At 57.9% G+C, this 19,529-nt stretch carries 23 protein-coding genes; 11 read left to right on the top strand and 12 right to left on the bottom strand.

The features are described from left to right. Positions 1-115 precede the first annotated feature (115 nt). Both ACTJKV_RS10470 and ACTJKV_RS10465 read left to right on the top strand, forming a co-directional pair. On the top strand, positions 116-1,303 hold the full coding sequence (locus tag ACTJKV_RS10470; RefSeq protein ID WP_274102293.1) for a bifunctional 2-C-methyl-D-erythritol 4-phosphate cytidylyltransferase/2-C-methyl-D-erythritol 2,4-cyclodiphosphate synthase: 1,188 nt from the start codon (positions 116-118) through the stop codon (positions 1,301-1,303). Continuing rightward, positions 1,300-1,803, top strand: coding sequence for a CinA family protein (locus ACTJKV_RS10465; RefSeq protein WP_274102292.1), 504 nt, complete (start codon positions 1,300-1,302; stop codon positions 1,801-1,803). The genes ACTJKV_RS10470 and ACTJKV_RS10465 overlap by 4 nt, the downstream gene beginning before the upstream one ends. Here the strand turns inward: ACTJKV_RS10465 and ACTJKV_RS10460 are convergent. From ACTJKV_RS10460 to ACTJKV_RS10450, 3 genes are read right to left on the bottom strand one after another with little or no spacing between them, the layout of a single operon-like run. After that, entirely contained in the window at positions 1,791-2,240 is a 450-nt protein-coding gene (locus ACTJKV_RS10460; protein WP_274102291.1) for a type II toxin-antitoxin system RatA family toxin, read from the bottom strand. The genes ACTJKV_RS10465 and ACTJKV_RS10460 overlap by 13 nt on opposite strands. A gap of 9 nt (positions 2,241-2,249) precedes the next feature. Continuing rightward, a complete protein-coding gene (locus tag ACTJKV_RS10455) occupies positions 2,250-2,822 on the bottom strand; it encodes an AAA family ATPase (protein ID WP_274102290.1) in 573 nt (190 codons plus the stop codon). Between the two features lie 14 nt (positions 2,823-2,836). Continuing rightward, entirely contained in the window at positions 2,837-3,421 is a 585-nt protein-coding gene (locus ACTJKV_RS10450) for an AAA family ATPase (RefSeq protein WP_274102289.1), read from the bottom strand. 190 nt (positions 3,422-3,611) lie between these two features. Here ACTJKV_RS10450 and ACTJKV_RS10445 point away from each other — a divergent pair, with 190 nt between their 5' ends. From ACTJKV_RS10445 to ACTJKV_RS10435, 3 genes are all read left to right on the top strand, one after another. Further along, the gene (locus ACTJKV_RS10445) at positions 3,612-3,794 is read left to right on the top strand and encodes a hypothetical protein (RefSeq protein ID WP_062425355.1); all 183 of its coding nucleotides are present in this window, start codon (positions 3,612-3,614) and stop codon (positions 3,792-3,794) included. Positions 3,795-3,872: 78 nt separating this feature from the next. Next, complete coding sequence (locus ACTJKV_RS10440) at positions 3,873-4,604, top strand: AraC family transcriptional regulator (RefSeq protein ID WP_274102288.1); 732 nt, start codon at positions 3,873-3,875, stop codon at positions 4,602-4,604. 173 nt (positions 4,605-4,777) lie between these two features. Continuing rightward, complete coding sequence (locus tag ACTJKV_RS10435) at positions 4,778-5,710, top strand: DMT family transporter (protein ID WP_062425357.1); 933 nt, start codon at positions 4,778-4,780, stop codon at positions 5,708-5,710. 31 nt (positions 5,711-5,741) lie between these two features. Here the strand turns inward: ACTJKV_RS10435 and ACTJKV_RS10430 are convergent, their stop codons facing one another. Further along, a complete protein-coding gene (locus ACTJKV_RS10430; protein WP_274104110.1) occupies positions 5,742-7,469 on the bottom strand; it encodes an ABC transporter ATP-binding protein in 1,728 nt (575 codons plus the stop codon). Between the two features lie 222 nt (positions 7,470-7,691). Here ACTJKV_RS10430 and ACTJKV_RS10425 point away from each other — a divergent pair, with 222 nt between their 5' ends. Further along, positions 7,692-8,906: an AI-2E family transporter gene (locus ACTJKV_RS10425; protein ID WP_440598639.1), complete on the top strand. Its 1,215-nt coding sequence runs from the start codon at positions 7,692-7,694 to the stop codon at positions 8,904-8,906. A gap of 9 nt (positions 8,907-8,915) precedes the next feature. On the opposite strand, the gene ACTJKV_RS10420 is transcribed toward ACTJKV_RS10425, so the two are convergent. Beyond that, positions 8,916-9,371: a GNAT family N-acetyltransferase gene (locus ACTJKV_RS10420; protein WP_062438880.1), complete on the bottom strand. Its 456-nt coding sequence runs from the start codon at positions 9,369-9,371 to the stop codon at positions 8,916-8,918. 101 nt (positions 9,372-9,472) lie between these two features. Here ACTJKV_RS10420 and ACTJKV_RS10415 point away from each other — a divergent pair, with 101 nt between their 5' ends. Beyond that, positions 9,473-9,871 carry a hypothetical protein gene (locus tag ACTJKV_RS10415; RefSeq protein ID WP_111850632.1) on the top strand — a complete coding sequence of 133 codons (399 nt, stop codon included), beginning with the start codon at positions 9,473-9,475 and terminating at the stop codon, positions 9,869-9,871. Positions 9,872-10,025: 154 nt separating this feature from the next. On the opposite strand, the gene ACTJKV_RS10410 is transcribed toward ACTJKV_RS10415, so the two are convergent. The 3 genes from ACTJKV_RS10410 to ACTJKV_RS10400 form a co-directional block, all read right to left on the bottom strand. Continuing rightward, a complete protein-coding gene (locus ACTJKV_RS10410) occupies positions 10,026-11,174 on the bottom strand; it encodes a DUF2336 domain-containing protein (RefSeq protein WP_440598638.1) in 1,149 nt (382 codons plus the stop codon). Positions 11,175-11,311: 137 nt separating this feature from the next. After that, entirely contained in the window at positions 11,312-11,917 is a 606-nt protein-coding gene (locus ACTJKV_RS10405; RefSeq protein ID WP_274104112.1) for a flavin reductase family protein, read from the bottom strand. After that, positions 11,917-12,498: a nitroreductase family protein gene (locus ACTJKV_RS10400; RefSeq protein WP_274104113.1), complete on the bottom strand. Its 582-nt coding sequence runs from the start codon at positions 12,496-12,498 to the stop codon at positions 11,917-11,919. The genes ACTJKV_RS10405 and ACTJKV_RS10400 overlap by 1 nt, the downstream gene beginning before the upstream one ends. Positions 12,499-12,606: 108 nt before the next feature. Between ACTJKV_RS10400 and ACTJKV_RS10395 the strand changes: the two genes are divergently transcribed. After that, positions 12,607-13,587 carry a hypothetical protein gene (locus ACTJKV_RS10395; protein ID WP_274104114.1) on the top strand — a complete coding sequence of 327 codons (981 nt, stop codon included), beginning with the start codon at positions 12,607-12,609 and terminating at the stop codon, positions 13,585-13,587. Positions 13,588-13,685: 98 nt separating this feature from the next. Here ACTJKV_RS10395 and thrS read toward each other — a convergent pair whose 3' ends face one another. The 4 genes from thrS to ACTJKV_RS10375 form a co-directional block, all read right to left on the bottom strand. After that, positions 13,686-15,695 carry a threonine--tRNA ligase gene (gene thrS / locus ACTJKV_RS10390; protein ID WP_062425364.1) on the bottom strand — a complete coding sequence of 670 codons (2,010 nt, stop codon included), beginning with the start codon at positions 15,693-15,695 and terminating at the stop codon, positions 13,686-13,688. A gap of 109 nt (positions 15,696-15,804) precedes the next feature. After that, positions 15,805-16,239 carry a DUF2267 domain-containing protein gene (locus ACTJKV_RS10385; RefSeq protein ID WP_274104115.1) on the bottom strand — a complete coding sequence of 145 codons (435 nt, stop codon included), beginning with the start codon at positions 16,237-16,239 and terminating at the stop codon, positions 15,805-15,807. A gap of 9 nt (positions 16,240-16,248) precedes the next feature. Next, positions 16,249-16,611 carry a membrane protein insertion efficiency factor YidD gene (gene yidD / locus ACTJKV_RS10380; protein ID WP_113260634.1) on the bottom strand — a complete coding sequence of 121 codons (363 nt, stop codon included), beginning with the start codon at positions 16,609-16,611 and terminating at the stop codon, positions 16,249-16,251. 4 nt (positions 16,612-16,615) lie between these two features. Then, positions 16,616-17,062 (bottom strand): iron-sulfur cluster assembly scaffold protein, encoded by a 447-nt coding sequence (locus ACTJKV_RS10375; RefSeq protein ID WP_274104116.1) that lies wholly within the window; start codon positions 17,060-17,062, stop codon positions 16,616-16,618. 274 nt (positions 17,063-17,336) lie between these two features. Here ACTJKV_RS10375 and folE point away from each other — a divergent pair, with 274 nt between their 5' ends. The 3 genes from folE (at position 17,337) to ACTJKV_RS10360 (ending at position 19,511) form a co-directional block, all read left to right on the top strand. Then, positions 17,337-17,963: a GTP cyclohydrolase I FolE gene (gene folE / locus ACTJKV_RS10370; RefSeq protein ID WP_062425368.1), complete on the top strand. Its 627-nt coding sequence runs from the start codon at positions 17,337-17,339 to the stop codon at positions 17,961-17,963. A 32-nt stretch (positions 17,964-17,995) separates the two neighbouring features. Further along, positions 17,996-18,457: a phosphoribosyl-AMP cyclohydrolase gene (hisI, locus tag ACTJKV_RS10365; protein ID WP_116493712.1), complete on the top strand. Its 462-nt coding sequence runs from the start codon at positions 17,996-17,998 to the stop codon at positions 18,455-18,457. A 103-nt stretch (positions 18,458-18,560) separates the two neighbouring features. Beyond that, the gene (locus ACTJKV_RS10360) at positions 18,561-19,511 is read left to right on the top strand and encodes a patatin-like phospholipase family protein (protein ID WP_113274066.1); all 951 of its coding nucleotides are present in this window, start codon (positions 18,561-18,563) and stop codon (positions 19,509-19,511) included. Positions 19,512-19,529 lie beyond the last annotated feature (18 nt).

The following is a 19,529-nucleotide window of genomic DNA, read 5'->3' as shown; positions in this document are numbered from 1 at the left end:
TCAGCTCATAGCAGGCGCCAATCACGGCTGGTCATTCGGCTTTTGAAACGTTAGATCACGCATGTCAATCTGCAACAACAGCAGATACGGCGTAGGGGAAATGCGGAAATCCAATATGAAAATCGGTGTCGTCATTGTCGCAGCGGGTCGCGGGGAACGCGCAGGCTCACCGGAAGAGGGTCCGAAACAGTATCGGTTGATTGGCGGCAAACCCGTTATCGAGCACACGCTAAGGACGTTCCTCGGCTGGCAGAAAGCCGCAAAGATAGCCGTCGTCATTCACCGAGACGATGTTGCTCTCTATAAGCCGATCGAGGCTGGTCTGTCTGCGCCTGAGCGGATGCTCGTTGTCACCGGCGGTGCAACCCGCCAGCAATCGGTTCTTGCAGGGCTCGAAGCGCTTGGCGCAGATGACGTCACGCACGTGATGATCCATGACGCAGTCCGCCCCTTCATCGATGTCGATCTTCTGGAACGGGTAGCTGCACGTCTCGAAAGCGGAGCCGATGCGGTGCTGCCTGCCCTTGCGGTCACAGACACGTTGAAGCGCGGCGAGGCATCGCTGGTGCGGGAGACCGTATCCCGCAGCGGCCTGTTTGCCGCCCAGACCCCACAGGCCTTTCGATACAGCGCGATCCTTGCAGCGCACCGTGATGCGGCCTCATCGGGCCGAGACGATTTCACTGACGACGCCTCGATTGCGGAGTGGGCCGGACTGCCCGTCAGCCTCGTCGAAGGATCTGTCGATAATGTCAAACTTACTTTGAAGCGGGATATTGCCATGGCTGACGAAAAACTTTCTGCCGCACTTCCGGATGTACGAACCGGCAATGGGTATGATGTCCATCAGTTGGAAGACGGCGATGGTGTGACGCTTTGTGGCATCTTCATTGCCCATGATCAAAAGCTCAAGGGCCATTCCGATGCGGATGTGGCGCTTCATGCACTGACCGATGCCCTGCTCGCCACGTGTGGAGCCGGCGATATTGGCGATCATTTTCCACCATCGGACCCGCAATGGAAGGGTGCCGCCTCGCGGATTTTCCTCGAACACGCGGCAAAGGTCGTGCGCGGCAATGGCGGCACGATCATGAATGCGGATGTGTCGCTGATCGCGGAAGCGCCACGCATCGGACCGCATCGCCAGGCCATGCGCGAGAACCTGGCAGAGATTCTCGGGATCTCGCTCGACCGTTGCTCAGTCAAGGCAACCACCAACGAGATGATCGGCTTTGTCGGACGGCGTGAAGGCATTGCAGCGATCGCGACTGCGACGGTGGTTTATCAGCAGAGGCCGGTATGAGCATCTTCCCAGCGGATATCGAGGAACGGGCCCGTCACATCATCGCAAGCTTCTCTGAGGCAGGACATATGGTGTCGACGGCGGAAAGTTGCACAGGCGGTTTGATCGCAGGCGCCCTCACCGAGATCTCCGGCTCCTCGGCCGTCGTCGACCGCGGCTTCGTCACTTACACGAACGAGGCGAAGATGGACATGCTGGGCGTCTTGGAGCCGACCTTGAAAGCCTATGGCGCGGTCTCCAGAGAAACTGCGCTCCAGATGGCGCATGGCGCGCTATTTCGCTCCCGTGCACATGTCTCGGTCGCGGTCACGGGCATTGCCGGCCCCGGTGGCGGCTCTGCCGCAAAACCGGTTGGCCTGGTGCATCTGGCAGCAAAGAGCCGCGATGGCAGGCTCATTCATCGTGAAATGCGTTACGGCGATATTGGCCGCGATCAGGTCCGTCTTTCAACCGTCAGAACCGCTTTAGAGATGGTTTTGGAACTATCTCATTCCGCATAGATACGGTCGGCGCGGGCTTCGAAAGCTTCGGCGAACATGCGGAACGCACGATCGAACATCGACCCCATCAAAGCGCCGAGAAGGCGGTTCTTGAACTCGTAGTCGATGAAGAAATAGACCGAGCATCTGCCATCATCGGTCGGCTCGAAGCGCCAACGATTGTCCAGATAGCGGAACGGCCCGTCGAGGTATTTGACATCGATAGCACGCTCTTCCGGCTTCAAAAGCACCTGCGTGGTGAAGGTCTCGCGGATGGCCTTGTAACCAACCGTCATATCCGCCACCAGCAGCGTCTTGCCGTCACGCTCTTTCTTGGAGCGCACGGTGAGCCCGTCACAGAGAGGCAGAAATTCCGGATATTTCTCCACATCGGCGACGAGATCGTACATCCGGTCGGGAGAATGTTTGACAAGGCGGCGTGTTTCAAATTGCGGCATGAGCCGGAATTAATGTGCACTCCGCATAAGATCAAGGAGGCGGTCCGCCTCACGTCGAGATTTCACCTGAAATATCGGGACCTCTGGACCGTAAAGATCGAAATTGCGTTCGAAAAGCGGTGCGTGACGTTGCTCGAATGTCCAGATATAGGTTAGGAATTCGAGATTGGGCAACGGTTCAGCGCAACCGTCAGCCATATCTGGTCGAACGCGCCCATAGTTGCGCATGACACGACGCCCAATACCGGCCAAACAGGTGAGGCGGGAAAGGCGCATCCAGATCACAACATCGGTCCTGGGCAAGCGAATATCGAAAGTGGAGGGATTGCTTCCGTCCAACACCCAGCGATCATGAGCAACGATATCTCGGATGATGCGATGCTGCTCTCCTTGTTCGCGTTGCGTCCAATTTGGGAGCCAGCGCACATCTCGGTCGATCGAGAAGTATTCGGCTTGAAGGTGATGCGCGACCTGCCGCGAGAGCGTTGTCTTTCCGCCACCGGACGAGCCGACCACCAGCACGCGGGAAGCACGTCCCAATAATCTCGCGGCCTCCACGATATCAGAAATATAATTCGGCATCCCTGCCCCCCGCTCTACCGCTTCAGTTCACCGCCAATCGCCGAGTCGAGATCACTGAGCAGGCGATTCGTATCCTGGTAGCTTGTGAGAATGATGACCGGTAAATCCCTCCGGGCAGCCTCGATATGCTGAACGATCTCAGGCGACTCAGCCTTTTCGAAATTCCAGATATAGGAGAGAAATTTCGCGTCGATCTTTTCCGGGCACCCTTCGGCCATTTCCGGTCGCACTTTGCCACGGTAACGAAGCCAGCGCTTGACGACGCTGGTCAAAGACATCCAGCGGGGAAAGCGCAACCAGATGACAGCCTCCGTCCGCGGCAGGCGAAGAGGCAGCGTGCCGGGGCTGTTGCCATCGATAATCCAGCGGTCTTCGGCTGCAAAGGCGGTCATGCGCTCAACAATCTCCGGCCTCGGTCTCAGCTTCCAGCCCGGCAGCCAGAAAATGTCGCGGTCACATGATATGTGTGGCAGTCCGAGCCGTTCGGACAGCTGGTTGCTCAGCGTGCTTTTGCCGTTGCCGGAGCACCCCATGACAAGAAGACGGCGGGAGCCCTTGATGATTTCGGCGGCTTCTTTAGTGTCATTGACGATGATCATCCTCATCACCCCTGCATAGCAGTTCTTAGAAAATCGCTATTGCAACCCTGCTGGGTGGATTGCTATTAAATTAGAAGATTGTTTGCAGCCATGAGATGCAACCGAGCCAAGATGATCATTTTTGGCGCGGTTTCGTGTCTGGCGCGTTTTTCAACCATAAACCGGACCTAGGGTCCAGCCGAGAGATACGATGGACGACTTTGCCAACATCATCAACCTTCTCGAATCCGCCAAGCAACTCGCCTCGATGAACAGTATGCCGGTATTGGCTTACCTTATCGATGTAGCAAAGTGTGAAGCGCGTGAGAACAAGCCGGTTCTGCGCAAGCGCAAGCGCGGCGAATCGACGGTGAAGCAGGAGACCGAGGCCTGAACTACTGTTCAGTCCTTTATGCTTCATGTTAGAAAGTGGCCGCGAGGCCACTTTTTTGTTTGAGGGAAGGAGAACGCCATGCCAGCCGCATCTGTCGATCTTCGTTCCTATTCAAAGGAATGGCCGGAGGAACGCCATGCCTTCGTCCAGATCGTCGTGCCACTGCAAGGCAGCATGGACATCGAGGTTGGCGGGTTGCAGCAGCGCCTCTCGACCTCCAAGGCCGTTCTGATTACCGGCAATATCAAGCACAGCATTGTCACATCGGACAACAACCGCTCCCTGATCGTCGATCTCGACGAGCGATACGTCCCAGAGGCGACACTGGAGAGATTCTGCAACAGGCCGTTCATCGACCTCACCAATCGATCGTCTTCTATCGCGCGCCATATGCGACGATCCATTCACGATGGCGAAGACAACTCATCCTCAACGAGGTTGTGGGCAGAGCTTCTGGTCGGAAGCTTCACGGACGAAAGGGCCGACATCGCGTCTCGACTGCTGACGCTCAAGGCACTGATCGAGATCGATCCGTTCCAACCTTGGACGGTGGAGCGCATGGCATCCGAGGTGGAGATCAGCACCAGCCGTCTGCACGCTCTGTTTCTCGATTACTTTGATGCCACGCCGCACGCTCTGCTTGCCGATGTCCGGATGAAGAAAATCTGCGCGCTTCTTTCAGGCTCGCCCTTGCCGATTGCCGAGATTGCGACACGGGCGGGCTTCTCCGATCAGACAGCCTTGACGCGCGCAATGAAGAAGTCGCTCGGCACCACGCCTGCCGCCTATCGGCGCAACGCCATTTCCTGAACCGTAAGAGTTTATGTCAAGACAGGCATTTCTTGTGCATGGCACATAGAGCGCCGCGCGGCTTCTTGGCCGCGCAGAGGACGCTCAATCTTTTTGAATCTACGCATCGTGCTTTTCCGAANGATTTTCGGAAAAGCACGATGCGTAGCCCGCCATAGACGCAAGGACATGACATGAACAAGACCGGGTTGGGGCTATTTTACGGAATGCTGGCGGGGGCGCTGTGGGGCGGGATTTTTCTTGCACCGAAGCTCATCCCGGCAGGCTTCACACCGTTGCAACTCTCCACCGCCCGCTATCTGACCTTTGGCGTTATCGCGCTTGTGCTGATTGCGCCGAAGATCAAACGTGTCTCGGCGCAGTTCGGCCGTGCAGAGTGGATAGCCCTCCTGTGGCTTAGCCTTGTTGGCAACCTGCTCTACTATGTGTTCATCTCGACCGCCGTTCAATTGAGTGGGGTCGCCTTCACCTCCATCATCATCGGCTTTCTGCCGGTCGCCGTCACCATTATCGGCAGCATGGACCATGGCGCCGTCTCGTTGAAGCGGCTCTGGCCATCCCTGTTTTTTGGCGCCGTCGGTATCATCGGCATTTCATGGCAGTCGCTGATGCATGACGGAACACCAATGGATGCTCGCAAGCTCATAGGGCTTGCAGCCGCGATCGGCGCGCTGGCATCGTGGACGGCATTCGCGGTCGGCAACGCGCGCTGGCTCGTTCGCTTGCATGCTGTCAGTGCGGATGAATGGAACCTGATGACCGGTGTCGTCACCGGCGGCATCGCGCTTGTTCTTGCTGTCCCCGCTTTCGCCTTTGGCGGTGTTGCCCATCCCGCTTCGGACTGGATGCAGTTTACCATGGTTGCCGTCGGTCTTGGCATTTCGGCATCGATTTTCGGCAACGCGCTTTGGAACCGCATGAGCCGACTCCTGCCACTAACAATGGTAGGGCAGATGATCCTATTCGAAACGCTGTTCGCCCTGCTCTATGGCTTTCTATGGGAAGGCCGTGGACCGACGCTGATCGAAAGCGTCGCGATCGTCTCTGTTGTTCTCAGCGTTTTGCTGTGCATGCAGGCGCATCGGCCGCGTAAGGTGCATGGTTGAGGGCACAGCCCTCAGCCACATGTTCGATCTACTACGCGATAAGGCCTGCGCCAAACTGTGCTTCATAAAGCCGGCTGTATGGTCCTTTCGCGGCAAGAAGCTCCTGATGGTTTCCGCTTTCGACGATGCCGTTGGCATCGACTACGACAATGCGCGAAGCGTCACGGATCGTCGCCAGACGATGGGCGATGATGAGCGTCGTGCGGCCTTCGGCAAGTTCACCAAGCGATTGCTGAATGGCGCGTTCGGTTTCGGTGTCGAGTGCGGATGTCGCCTCATCGAGAATGAGGATTGGCGGGTTCTTCAGGAACATGCGGGCAATCGCGAGACGCTGCTTCTGGCCACCGGAGAGCTTGACGCCACGCTCGCCAATGACCGTCTCCATGCCGTCTGGCATGGCTTCGATGACCTGATCGAGCCGCGCGCGCCGCGCTGCAATCCAGATATCCTCATCGCTCGCGCCAAGACGGCCGTACTCGATGTTCTCGCGCACGGTACCACCGAACATGAAGACGTCCTGTTGCACGATGCCGATCTGACTGCGCAGCGATGCCAGCGTCATGTTGCGAATATCGATGCCGTCGATGGTAATGGCGCCGTCCGTGACCTCGTAGAAACGCGGCAACAGCGAGCAAAGGGTCGTCTTTCCGGCACCCGAAGGCCCGACGAAGGCGACGGTTTCGCCGGCATCAATCGTCAGATCAATGTTGGACAAGACGCTCTTGCCGTCGGCATAGCCAAAGCTGACGTTCTTGTAGGCGATGTCTCCACGAAGCGACGGAGCCGTGATCGCGTCCGGCGCGTCGGCGATATCCGGCTCGGTATCGATCAACTCGGTAAAACGACGGAACCCGGCGATGCCCTTGGGGTAGGTTTCGATCACGGAATTGATCTTCTCGATCGGGCGGAAGAAGACGTTGACCAGCAAGAGGAAGCTGACGAAGCCACCATTGGTCAGATCGCCGTGCAGGACGAGCCACGCGCCGCAGATCATGATCACCATCTGCGTCAGGCGCATGCTCATATAGCTGAGCGACGTACTGGCAGTCATGATCTTGTAGGCGTCGAGCTTGGTGCGGCGATAGCGCTGATTGTCCTTTTCGAACAAAGCGCGCTCGTGATCCTCATTGGCGAAAGCCTGAACCACGCGCATGCCGCCGACATTCTCCTCGATGCGGGCATTGAAGGCGCCGACGCGATTGTAGAGCGAGCGGAAATTGTTGGTCATGCGCGTGCCATACCGGCTGGTGACCCAGGCCGTCAGCGGCACGATCACAGCTGTGATCAGCGCGAGAGGCACATTGACCCAAAGCATCAGCAGGAAAGCGCCGATGAAGGTCATGATCGCGATGAAAAGATCTTCCGGTCCGTGATGCGCAACCTCACCGATCTCCTCCAGATCCTTCGTCAGGCGACCGACAAGATGGCCGGTCTTCTGATTATCGAAAAAGCGGAAGGGGAGTTTCTGCAAATGGTCGAAAGCGGCACGGCGCATATCGGTTTCGATGTTGATGCCGAGCATATGTCCCCAGTAGGTGACGGTCGCCATCAGGCCGGTATTGAAGACATAGATCACCAGCAGGCCGAAGGATGCGGCCATGATCACCGGCCAGTTCGATGATGGCAGCAGGACATCAACGAGAAGCTTCACCGCCATGGGAAAACCGAGTTCGAGAAGACCCGAGAGCACGGCGCAGGAGAAGTCGAGAATGAAGAGCCCCCGATATGGGCGGTAGTAAGCAAAGAATCGGCGCAGCATGATGAATAGCCCAGAACGGAGCAGGAAACCTCAGAGGTTGTAAAAGTGCCTGCTCATTCTCACATTCATGTCAGAAGTCCAAGCTTGTTGCTCAATTTTTACCAAATTCGTTCAATATGTTTTGCGACAACATAAAAGCGAAATAACGGGGGAATAGATTGCACCCCATATCTCACCTGTGACAGTGTGACCCGCTGCTCCGGGAATGCGAAAGAGACTAGAGTGAATAAAGCCGACAATCATCATCCGGATGGAGAACACCGGTGGCTGGGTGCTGCTACCCACGCCCGCATTGCCTTGGTCCCCTCTATTTCGGCGGCGCGCTGGCTTCTGCTTTTGATTGTCGCAGCCGGGATCTACTTCTTCTACGGCTTTCTCGTTCCGGTTCTTGCCGCTCTCGTCATCGGCTTTGCAAGCTGGCCGATCTATCGGCGCCTGCTGACCCGTGTGGGCGGCAACAATACGATCGGGGCGACGGTCGCAATCCTGCTGATTATCACCTTCCTCATCGTGCCGATCGTGATTGCTGCGTCCTATACGGCCGGTGAGATTCGCGAATGGTTCGGCTGGGCCGTCGAGGTCAACAAGACGGGCGCGCCCGTTCCACAGTGGATTGCAGCGCTTCCGGGTGTCGGCGTCTGGATGAGCGAACAGTGGACACGCTATGTCGGCACACCTGGCGCGATCGGCGAAGTGATCCAGCTCGTCAGCGGCGCCAATATCGGCAACATCTATCGCGCGATCGTGGCGGCAGGTAACGGAGCATTCCACCTTGTCCTGACGCTGCTCTTTATGCTGATCGCGCTGTTTTTCGTCTATCGCAACGGTGTGGGCTTTGCCCGCCAGGTCGACCTTGTCGGCGAACGCATTTTGCCAAACCGCTGGGAGCGCATCTCACGCGTCGTTCCTGCGACGATCAGCTCCACCGTGACAGGCATGACGCTGATCGCGATCGGCGAAGGCATCATTCTCGGTATCGCCTACTGGATCGCCGGCGTCCCCTCCCCGGTCACGCTTGGTGTGTTGACGGGCGTCATGGCACTCATTCCAGGTGGCGCGCCGCTTTCCTTCACGCTGGTCTCGCTCTACCTTCTCGCAAGCGGCTCGCCCGCGGCTGGTATCGGCCTCTTTATCTGGGGCTCGGTCGAGCTCTTCATCGTCGACAAGACGATCCGTCCGCGCCTTGTTGGCGGCCCTATCAAGCTTCCTTTCCTACCAACCTTCTTCGGCCTTGTCGGCGGCGTGAAGACCATGGGTTTCCTTGGTCTCTTCATCGGTCCCGTGCTGATGGCGCTGCTGGTTGCCGTCTGGCGCGAGTGGGTGCGCGAAGCCGAAATATCGGCGGGCGAACCCGTGATCGTCCATGACGTTCTTGAGGAGGAGATAGAGCTGGTGGAGGAACCTCCAAGGCCGCGGAAGGCCGCCAGCTCCGTTTAGGCGCCCCGCTTAAAGACGAAGTTCCATGAACATGCTGAGCGGATCCGGCTTGTAAGGCGGGAATGGCTCGATCTCGACAAATCCGGCCTTGCGATAAAGGCCGATCGCCTCCGGCTGACTGATGCCGGTTTCGAGGCGAATGGCTGAGAGCTTTAGCGCCTGTGCGCGTTCAATCAGCGCCGCCATCATGCGTTTGCCGATCTGAAGGCCTCTCGCTTCGGGATCGACGAACATGCGCTTGATCTCCGCCGTGCCGTCTCCAGCCTCCACCAGCGCACAACAACCGACAATGGCTCCGTCATTTCGCGCAACCAGGAATGAGACAGTGGGTTTTTCAAGCGCCTCGAGATCGACAAGGTGGTTGCTTTCAGCGGGATAGAGCGATGCCATGTAGGCATTCGACAAATCCATGAGGCGGGCGATTTCTGGCTGACGGGGTGATTCCGGATTGATTTCAACTGGCATGCTATTTCCATAATAATTGGGCGGCTTCAGCCGCAATAAGACTGCAATCATATTGAATGACACGCTGAGTAAACCAGCTCTTTCGTCCGGAGAAAAGTGAAATGCGAACCGCGCTCGTCTTGATGACAATCCTCGGCTGCGACGACACAGCATCCGATTGCCGCTACATCGCGACAATGCAACAGCGTTGGACGAGCGTTGAACTCTGCGACGCCGAGTCGGAAAAGCAGCTTGGCCAATTCACCAATGTCTCTTATCCGGTCGTCGTTGCCGTGTGTCAGATGCCGGACGCGCCCGTCGAGCAGGCAACCACCGGGCAGGATACTCCGAAGCAAACGCCGCAAACCGAGGAGCAAGAGGAGGAGAACCTTGCGCAGCGAGCGATTGGCCGCGTACGAAAAATCCTTCCCTCGACGGAAGGTGTAAGGGAGGTTCTGGGCAAACCAGTGCGCATGGTCGAAGACAGCTATTCCTGGATTGCCAGACGCCTATCCAAATAAGGCTTGCCACGCGGCCGTTGGACGACAGCATGTCATGCAAACGCGTGGAGCGGTTTTGCGATAACCACATGTGATAAACCAAGGGCATGAAGCGTATGAACGAATCTGAAAGATCGCAACACGCTTTATGCGTCATAGCTGTCTGTTCCGAAGATCAGGCGGCCTCGGCGATCAGTTCCTCGGCGAAGGAGCGTGCTCTCTGACGTTGATCGACGATCAGAAGCTTTTCAATCATCGACATCATTTCGTAGACGCTTGGATCGCTCTCACTATTCGAGAACGTATCGAGAAGCCTTTCGGCGACCCGCTGGACCGCTCCACCATAGGGCATCTCGGCCGCCTGGCGCCACAGACGAGTCGCCTCGATAAAAACCTCAAGGGCGCGGCCGGACAGACCGGTCGACTGATAGAGCGCCTTGACCGCATGGTTTCTGCCTGTTGCAAGGATCGAGCGGACACGTCGCTCCTCAAGCCCGGAGAGGTTGGACATGGCCTCGGAGAAGAAGTCGAGCTTTCCGGTGCAAAGAAGCTGCAGAAGAAAGGAAGGCGTCAACTGTCGGTGCTGGCGCAGATGCTCGACCAGATATGATCTTTCCTGACCGGATGCCTCGCCGGCAATCAGCGTAACAGCTGCGTCCGATGCATCCTGAACGATCTGACGGGCGCGTGCCACGGTGATGACCTGACCCACGATTCCAGCAGAGGCCAGCGCCTCTCCAACCAGAAGGACGAGGGTGTGGCGGACATCGGCTGGGAGATCGTTGCGATCCAGTAGGAGATTGCGGATTTCGGACTCTTCTCCGAAACGCTCCGAGACACGCCGCAGTGTGAAGGGTGTGATCTGGGCTGATAGGTTTTCCAGCATGATCATCACTTCACATTCGCTGCCGATTTCCGCCATGGCGGCGCAAACGCCGGCGCTCAGTTCAGCACGTGCCGCAATCAGCGCTCTGGTGGTCGACGATCCTCGACCGATCAGATCGACAAGATCCGATTCCCGAAGCACGGGGGAATTGATGATCACCGGACAGGCAATCTCGGCCTGGTCTTCAGCGAGTGCGATAATGATAGGACGAGGAGCATCGTCAGAGCAGGCAAGCGCGTCTGCAAGCGCCTGGCGGACTTTGGGCGATGGATCGTCCAGAAGGTAGGACATCGCCATATAGGCGCCTGCCTGTTTGTCTTTGGGCAAGGATGAGGTGACATAGGCTGCCCCCAAGGCCTTCGCAGCCTTGGCTCTATCGCCAGCACGCGCCTTATCCGTCCAGCTGAGAAACGCCTCTACGACCACCCTGCACCCCAAGAAATGTTCTTATGACCCCGCGGAGGTTATCGCGACTCGCTACCGAGCCGGCGATCACCTCCCATGGGTGAAACCTAGGGGGAAAAGGTTTACGATTGGTTCACCATGCTCCTTAACCATGGCGTAAATGGAGGCTATTAGGCCTTCGGGCGGGCCAGCTGGAAGACATCCGCGCCGCCGTCGGCGTAGTCCATATAGCCCATCCGGGCTACGGGCCGCGCAAGGCCCATATCGATCCGGCCATCGCGGATGATCGATTTATCGATATGAATGCCCATCACCTGCCCGAAGACCACCCAGGAGTCGGCCGCCTTGCCGTCGATATCATGCGGCTGCACGATCTGCGTGACGCGGCACTCCAGCGCGGCAAGAGCCTCCGCCACATAGGGCGCATCGACCACCTCGCCCGCACGTGCGGTCAGGCCAGCCAGAGCAAACTCGTTGACGGCGTAATCGACAGGTGCCGACGAGGCATTCATTCGGTCCACGAGATGGCGGCTGACGAGGCTTGCGGTGAAGACACCGCTTTCGCGAACATTGCGCAGGCTGTCCTTCTGTCCGCTCGATGAGAACATCACCAGTTTGGGCTTGTCCGCGATGGCGTTGAAGAAAGAATAAGGGGCGAGGTTCAGCGTTCCATCGCTTCCCTTGGAACCGATCCAACCGATGGGTCGCGGCGCGACGATCGCCTTGAAGGGATCGTGCGCCATGCCATGCTGGTTCGTGTCTGTGGTGTAGAACATCACGCTTCACCGACCCAGGTCACAACCTCGGCCAGTTCCGGGCGCGGACGCTCGACAGGCGGGAACGTCGTCGATCCGATATAGATAAGCCCAGCCACCTTCTCTCCATCCTTCACGCCCAACTCAGGTAGAAACTCAGGATCGTAGGACACCCATTCCGTCAGCCAGTTGGCGGCATAACCAAGCGCGTTCGATGCCATCAGCAGGTTGAGGCATACGGCGCCTGCCGACATCACCTGTTCCCATTCCGGGATTTTCACGTGAGGACCAGCCTTGCTGACCACGGCGATGACGACCGGTGCTCTGGTGAAGCGGGTTCTTTCCACCGATTGGAAGTCGGCGCTCAAGTCAGGGTTCTTTTTCAGAGCGAGTGCCAATGCGGCTTCGCCCAATCTCACCCTTTCTTCGCCTCGGATCACGATGAAGCGCCAGGGTGCAATCTTGCCATGGTCTGGAACGCGGACCGTCAGGCGAAGAATCTCCTCGAGTTCCTCACGGCTCGGGCCCGGCTCCGTCAATTGTGGGGCGGGGGTCGAGCGTCGTACATTCAGATAGTCGATGAGCTTGATGTCAGTTGTCATGGTCGCACCGTTCCATTCGCATGCAATGTAAAGACAGGCCTTGAAATAGCCTTGCGGTTCGGATTGAAGTGGTCCCACAAAAACAAGAAGTCAATCCGGTCGAGAGAAATGACGTTTACCAAAATCGGAGTAGGTCTGTGCATCGCGCTCGTCTCGGCTAGCGCGCTACCCGGTATTGCCATCTCGCAGGATGCCTTCAAGGAATTCAAGCAGCTTGGCGGCACGCCTAAAATGCCGAAGCTGAACGCGTTCGCCGTTCCCTCGCCCAGCGAGCCGGAGCCGGCCAAATCCCGTGATATTGTGCTGGAAGCAAAGCTGACCCAGCAAGGCGAGCCGATGATGGAGGGGCTTGCCTGGCGGGTCTTCAGCCCTATTCCGGGCGCCGATGGCAAGCTGCCGATGCTGGCGAGTTCCGAAGGCGGTTCAGCCGAGTTTCACCTTGAGCCGGGAGATTACTTCGTCAACGTCGCCTTCGGTCGCGCCGGTGTCACCAAGAAGCTCAGCGTTCCCGAAACCGGTAAGATCGACAAGCAGGTCCTCATTCTCGATGCTGGCGGCTTCGTCCTCAATGCCGTTGCCGGCAACGACAAGACCATTTCCGCCAATCAGTTGAAGTTTTCCATCTACGCCTCTGAAGCCTCCGAAAACGGAGAGCGGAAGCTGGTGATGACCGATGTGAAGCCGAACACTATCGTCCGTCTCAATGCCGGAACCTACCATGTCGTATCGGAATACGGGTCGGTCAATGCGGTGGTGCGCGCCGATATCCAGGTGGAAGCCGGCAAGCTGACCGAAGCAACGCTGCAGCACCATGCGGCACAAGTGACGCTGAAACTCGTCTCCGAGCATGGCGGCGAGGCGATCGCCGATACGGCCTGGTCTGTGCTGACGGGCGCCGGCGACGTGGTGAATGAGAGCGTCAGCGCCTTTTCCACCATGGTGCTGGCCGATGGCGAGTACACCGCGATCGCCCGTAACAAGGACAAGGTGTACCAGCGCAATTTCAGGGTGAAGGCCGGACAGGATTCCGATGTCGAAGTGCTGATGAAGGACCAGGCACCGGAAGACGCTACGGGCGATTTCGAATAGCCGTCTCCCCACAGATCCGCTCCGCTGCGGTAGTCCCCAACAAGCCCCACAGCAGCATCTTATGAAAACGGCGCCCGAAGGCGCCGTTTTCTTTGAGATCAAGCAAGCTTGGCTTTCGCCTTTGCAGCGCGCTTGCGCTTGACGTCAGGCGGCGTCGCCTCGTCAACCAGATTGGCAATCGCCTCATCCAGAGCAAACGAGGTCTGGGCCTGCGAACCGAGGCGGCGGATGTTGACCGTGCGCTCTTCGGCTTCCTTTTTGCCGCAGACGACGATCACCGGAACCTTGGTGACCGAATGCTCCCGGATCTTGTAGTTGATCTTCTCGTTGCGGAAATCGGTTTCCACCGAGAGACCGGCCTCCCGAAGCGCCTCGGCAACTTCACGACCATAATCGTCGGCATCTGAGGTGATCGTGGCAACGACAACCTGTAGCGGCGCGAACCACAGCGGCATGTGGCCAGCGAAGTTCTCGATCAGAATGCCGAGGAAGCGTTCCATCGAACCACAGATCGCGCGGTGGATCATCACCGGTTGGCGCTTTTCAGACGCCTGGTCGATATAGAAGGCACCGAAACGTTCCGGCAGATTGAAGTCCACCTGGGTGGTGCCGCACTGCCATTCGCGGCCGATCGCATCCTTCAGGGTGTATTCGAACTTCGGACCGTAGAAAGCGCCCTCGCCCGGCAGAATGCCGGTCTTGATACGTCCGCCAGATTGATCCTCGATGGTCTTCAAGACCTCGGTCATCACGCTCTCGGCGCGATCCCAAAGGTCGTCCGAACCGACGCGCTTTTCAGGGCGCGTGGACAGCTTGACCACAATCTCGTCGAAGCCGAAATCCTGATAGACCGACAGGATCAGATCGTTGATGCGCAGGCATTCCGCTGCCATCTGCTCTTCAGTGCAAAAGACGTGGGCGTCATCCTGGGTAAAGCCACGAACGCGCATCAGGCCGTGGAGAGCACCCGACGCTTCATAGCGGTGGACAGTACCGAACTCTGCAAGTCGAACAGGCAGTTCTCGGTAAGACTTCAACCCATGCTTGAAGATCTGAACGTGACCAGGGCAGTTCATCGGCTTCAGGGCGAAGACGCGATTGTCCGCTTCCTTGTCCTCCGGATGGGTGAAGGCATAGGCGGATTTTACCGCGAACATGTTTTCCTGGTACCAGCCCCAGTGACCGGAGGTCTCCCACAGCGAAGCATCCAGAACCTGCGGTGCGTTCACTTCCTGATAGGTGCCTTCCAGATGGCGGCGCATATAGGCGGTCAGCGTCTGGAACATGCGCCAGCCCTTGCCGTGCCAGAACACCACGCCCGGACCTTCTTCCTGGAAATGAAACAGGTCCATTTCGCGGCCAAGGCGGCGGTGGTCGCGCTTCTCGGCTTCCGCCAGGATGTGCAGATACTGATCCAGTTGTTCCTGCGTGGCCCAGGCGGTGCCGTAGATGCGGGTCAGCATGGGGTTGTTGCTATCACCACGCCAGTATGCACCGGCAACCTTCATAAGCTTGAAGGCCGTACCGATCTGCCCCGTATTGGCCATGTGCGGGCCGCGGCAAAGGTCGAACCAGTCGCCCTGATAATAGATCTTGAGGTCCTGACCTTCAGGAATCGCATCGACGAGCTCGACCTTGTAGTTCTCGCCCTTGGCGGCAAAGACTTGCTTGGCCTTCTCTCGCGACCAGATTTCGCGCGTAAAGGGCTTCGAGCGGCCGATGATCTCTTTCATCTTCTTTTCGATCTTTGGCAGATCGTCCGGGGTGAAAGGCTCGTTCTTGGCGAAGTCGTAATAGAAGCCGTTTTCGATCACAGGACCGATGGTCACCTGGGTGCCGGGCCACAGTTCCTGCACGGCTTCGGCCATGACGTGAGCGGCATCGTGGCGGATAAGCTCAAGCGCACGCTTGTCATCACGGGTGACGATCTCGATTGCGCCATTGGCAATCGTATCGGAAAGGTCGCGCAATTGGCCGTCCAGCGCGATGGCGACGGCTTTCTTTGCAAGCGACTTGGAAATGGATTCGGCAACATCACGTCCGGTCGTACCCGCGGGATACTGACGAACGGAGCCATCTGGAAATGTAAGGGAAACGGCGTCTGACACTTTGAATTCTCCTGTCCAGTCCCGCCAACGAATGCGGGTGGGGTAACGGTCAGCCGAAAGGACTGACAATGCAGCGCGTGGATACTGAAATTTGCCTGTTCAGTAAAGTCTATTCAATTTCGGTCGAAAAACCCCAGAAAGAGAGCGCATCCGGTGAAACGGATTTGAGAAAGCTCTTCAACTTCTCCTCGTCCATGTGGAGACGCAACGCTTCCGTCACATCGCGGATAGCCGTGTCTGGTGAAAGATTATGGTCTCGCCTGAACGACATGACCTCCTCTTGCATCTTGGGCCTGGCGGCGAAAGGAACGACGGGCTCGTCCATCGTCCAGTCAGCGACGAAAAGCGCTCGCACGCCCGTTTTCAGCAACCCGGCGAACGCCAGGCTTTGATCCGCCGTCAGACGCCGCCGGAAAACACGAAGCACCGCCTCAAGCGTCGTGAAGGCACGGTGCGTCGTGCTGACCAAGGCTTTGTCGCGAATATCGACAAGGACGGCTTCGAAATCTCGCGATGCCTGAATGTATTCCTGGGGTACCGTCATAAACCCGCATCACCCTTTGTGCTTTCCGACAGTCCAGAGTTTCCAGAGCTGCCAGGAACGGACTGATCGGAGACTTTCTGGCACGCCATCATACCCGCTCGTTCCACCCGGTCCGCAACGTGCGACGCGGAACAGGCTCAGCCAACCGCCAGACCACAGGCCATGACGGGCAATCGCTTCATATCCATATTCCGAACAGGTCGGAATGTGACGGCAAGAATTTCCGATAAAGCCGGAAAGCGTCAGTTGATAGAGCCGAACAAGGCCCATGCCGAGTAGTCTGCCCGGGGTCTTTCGAAACGGGCCAGCCCAATTGCGGGAGCGGCTTACAGGCTTGTCCGATTTATGATGACAACCGGGTTGTCCGCACATGAGATCAACTCGCTGCGGACAGAGGCTGCTTCGCCTCCAACTGATCCAGGCAATCACAGACCGCCTCGAAGGTGAGCAGAGTGGAGGCATGGCGGGCCTTGTAATCCTTGACCGGCTTTAGAACCCGCATATCCTCGAAGCGTCCCTCAGGCCCCTCGCCGTTCGCCGTCAGCATGTTGATCATGTCCTGGCGCGCCTTGCGGATTTCTGCCCGGCTGGCGCCCACCACATGATGCGCCATGATCGAGGAGGATGCCTGACCGAGCGCACATGCGCGCACTTCGTGCGAGAAGTCGCAGACCTGGTCGCCATCCATCTTGATGTAGACCTTGACCTTGGAACCGCAGAGCTTGGAGTGCTTTTCCGCTTGCGCATCGGCATCTGCCATGCCGCCAGCGAGCGGAATATTGCCGGCAAATTCCAGGATGCGGTTATTATAGATGTCGTCCATGGTCGATATTCCAGGTAAAGGCGCGGGCGTGAGGTTCCCAGCGCTGTCATCATTTTCTAAACGATGTGTCGCTCTGGGAAAAGCTTTCCTGCATTTGGCCACTGTAATATGTTAACTCATTAACCGTACATCAAGGTTTGATAAAATAATGGAGGCGAGACGCGCAAACTCTTGCCAAAATTCGGAAAAACAACCAGATAGCAGCAACGTGGCGCGCAAGCGTCGTTGCAGGGCGTGTTCAGGTGTGGCCTTGAACCATACCGGGAGATAGAAAATGGATGCAATCGTGAAGAATTTTCCTGGCGCAGGCGCGACGGACGATGTGACAAAGGCACGGCCAACGCAGGCTGAAGCCGAGGATGCCGTGCGCGTCCTTCTGAGTTGGGCTGGCGACGATCCAACCCGTGAAGGTCTGCTCGATACGCCGAAGCGCGTGGCCAAAGCCTATCGTGAACTCTTCTCCGGCTATGACCTTGATGCCAAGGACGTCCTCGGCACCTTCTTCGAAGAGGTCGGCGGCTATGACGACATCATTCTCGTGCGCGATATTCCGTTCTTCTCCCATTGCGAACACCATATGGTGCCGATCATCGGCAAGGCGCATGTTGCCTATCTGCCGAATGGACGCGTTCTCGGCCTGTCCAAGATCGCTCGCGTCGTCGAGATCTTCGGTCGTCGCCTGCAGACCCAGGAAACCATGACGGCGCAGATCGCCTCCGCTATCGAAACCACGTTGAAGCCACGCGGCGTTGCCGTGATGATCGACGCCGAACATATGTGCATGTCCATGCGCGGTGTGCAAAAGCAGGGCTCAACGACGTTGACGACGAGCTTCACCGGCGCGTTCAAGAAGGACCCTGCCGAGCAGGCCCGCTTCATGTCCATGGTGCGCAGCCGCTGAACCGGCTGCCTCCCTCTCACCCAGGGGATCTCATGTCCGCCATTTTCCCGGTCGCGCCATCCGATAAGACGGCGCTGGAAGCATCTGGACCGTTCACGCCTAAGTTCGACGCGAACGGTCTCGTGACTGCAGTCGTCACCGACATCAAGGACGGTGAATTGCTGATGGTGGCGCATATGAATGCGGAGGCGCTGAAGCTCACGCTTGAAACGGGCATTGCGCACTACTACAGCCGCTCGCGAGACAAGATCTGGAAGAAGGGGGAAACCTCCGGCAATCTCCAGACGGTTCGCGAGTTTCGCACCGATTGCGATCAGGATGCCGTGTGGCTCAAAGTCTCCGTCGCCGGACATGATGCCACCTGCCACACCGGCCGTCGTTCCTGCTTCTATCGCACCGTGACGATGGAAGACGGCAAAGCGGTTAATACCATCACCGACGACACGCGGCATTTCGACCCCGAAACCACCTATGGCTCATCCTCTTCGCCTTGATGAAGAGCTCAATCTTTTCGATTTCTTTGCCTTTTGCTACGATCATGCGACGAAGCCTTGAGGAGACTCACGGTTCTCGGGAGATGCAAGTGGGAGACGTCGAATGCTTGGATGGGGAATGAACCGCGATAATCCATCGTCCGCGACGACACTTGGCACCCTGGAGAAAATCGCGCCCTCGCCCAAACCGCAGCTCCCACCGAACCGCATCGCGCTTGCGCTTGGCGGAGGTGCGGCTCGTGGCTGGGCGCATATTGGGGTTTTACGAGCGCTCGACGAAGCCGGCGTCAAGATCGGCATGATTGCCGGGACGTCGATCGGCGCTCTTGTCGGCGGCTGCTATCTCGCAGGCAAGCTCAACGAGCTGGAAGAGTTTGCCCGCTCACTGACGATGCGCCGCATTGCCGGACTTTTGGACCTGACGATTGGCGGTAGCGGCCTGTTCGGCGGCATGCGTCTAACCAAGCGCATGCAGGAGCATCTTGAAGGTCTCAACATCGAAGATCTCGAGCATCCGTTCATCGCGGTTGCGACCGAACTGCGCACCGGCCACGAGGTCTGGGTTCACCAGGGCAATCTGATCACGGCGCTGCGCTCGTCCTATGCCCTGCCCGGCATTTTCGAGCCGGTGCGCTGCAACGGCAGGACGCTGATCGATGGGGCTCTTGTCAATCCGGTACCGGTGTCGGTTTGCCGCGCCTATGAGCAGGCTCTGGTCGTTGCGGTAAACCTCAACTACGATATTTTCGGTCGCTCGGCCGTGGTCAAGCACGGTGCGGGTGCCGGCAGCAAGAGCGAAGCCGAAACGCCGATCAAGGCCACATCGCGCATGGGGCTGCCAGGTGTGATGGTTCAGGCATTCAACATTATTCAGGACCGCATTTCGCGCGCAAGACTGGCGGGCGATCCGCCGGATCTGACCCTGCATCCGCGCATCAGCCATATCGGCCTCTCGGAATTTCACCGGGCGGCCGAGGCGATCGACCAGGGCTATGAGGAAACACGGTCTCGAATTCCGGAATTGAAGCGCATGCAGCAGGTGTTTCAACCCTGATACCATGAAAGGCAGGCT

Origin of the sequence: Agrobacterium sp. 22117 (assembly GCF_052045735.1) — a bacterium.
In the GTDB taxonomy this organism is placed as follows: domain Bacteria; phylum Pseudomonadota; class Alphaproteobacteria; order Rhizobiales; family Rhizobiaceae; genus Agrobacterium; species Agrobacterium cavarae.
This window is presented reverse-complemented; position numbering and strand designations above follow the sequence as displayed.

Coding starts and splice junctions, on each gene's coding strand:
- folE (WP_062425368.1), top strand. CDS start 17,337: ATGGATGCAATCGTGAAGAATTTTCCTGGCGCAGGCGCGACGGACGAT.
- ACTJKV_RS10360 (WP_113274066.1), top strand. CDS start 18,561: ATGCTTGGATGGGGAATGAACCGCGATAATCCATCGTCCGCGACGACA.
- ACTJKV_RS10460 (WP_274102291.1), bottom strand. CDS start 2,240: ATGCCGCAATTTGAAACACGCCGCCTTGTCAAACATTCTCCCGACCGG.
- ACTJKV_RS10445 (WP_062425355.1), top strand. CDS start 3,612: ATGGACGACTTTGCCAACATCATCAACCTTCTCGAATCCGCCAAGCAA.
- ACTJKV_RS10385 (WP_274104115.1), bottom strand. CDS start 16,239: ATGACGGTACCCCAGGAATACATTCAGGCATCGCGAGATTTCGAAGCC.
- ACTJKV_RS10420 (WP_062438880.1), bottom strand. CDS start 9,371: ATGCCAGTTGAAATCAATCCGGAATCACCCCGTCAGCCAGAAATCGCC.
- hisI (WP_116493712.1), top strand. CDS start 17,996: ATGTCCGCCATTTTCCCGGTCGCGCCATCCGATAAGACGGCGCTGGAA.
- ACTJKV_RS10375 (WP_274104116.1), bottom strand. CDS start 17,062: ATGGACGACATCTATAATAACCGCATCCTGGAATTTGCCGGCAATATT.
- ACTJKV_RS10405 (WP_274104112.1), bottom strand. CDS start 11,917: ATGTTCTACACCACAGACACGAACCAGCATGGCATGGCGCACGATCCC.
- ACTJKV_RS10440 (WP_274102288.1), top strand. CDS start 3,873: ATGCCAGCCGCATCTGTCGATCTTCGTTCCTATTCAAAGGAATGGCCG.
- ACTJKV_RS10415 (WP_111850632.1), top strand. CDS start 9,473: ATGCGAACCGCGCTCGTCTTGATGACAATCCTCGGCTGCGACGACACA.
- ACTJKV_RS10455 (WP_274102290.1), bottom strand. CDS start 2,822: ATGCCGAATTATATTTCTGATATCGTGGAGGCCGCGAGATTATTGGGA.
- ACTJKV_RS10470 (WP_274102293.1), top strand. CDS start 116: ATGAAAATCGGTGTCGTCATTGTCGCAGCGGGTCGCGGGGAACGCGCA.
- ACTJKV_RS10465 (WP_274102292.1), top strand. CDS start 1,300: ATGAGCATCTTCCCAGCGGATATCGAGGAACGGGCCCGTCACATCATC.
- yidD (WP_113260634.1), bottom strand. CDS start 16,611: ATGTGCGGACAACCCGGTTGTCATCATAAATCGGACAAGCCTGTAAGC.
- ACTJKV_RS10435 (WP_062425357.1), top strand. CDS start 4,778: ATGAACAAGACCGGGTTGGGGCTATTTTACGGAATGCTGGCGGGGGCG.
- ACTJKV_RS10430 (WP_274104110.1), bottom strand. CDS start 7,469: ATGCTGCGCCGATTCTTTGCTTACTACCGCCCATATCGGGGGCTCTTC.
- ACTJKV_RS10450 (WP_274102289.1), bottom strand. CDS start 3,421: ATGATCATCGTCAATGACACTAAAGAAGCCGCCGAAATCATCAAGGGC.
- ACTJKV_RS10400 (WP_274104113.1), bottom strand. CDS start 12,498: ATGACAACTGACATCAAGCTCATCGACTATCTGAATGTACGACGCTCG.
- ACTJKV_RS10395 (WP_274104114.1), top strand. CDS start 12,607: ATGACGTTTACCAAAATCGGAGTAGGTCTGTGCATCGCGCTCGTCTCG.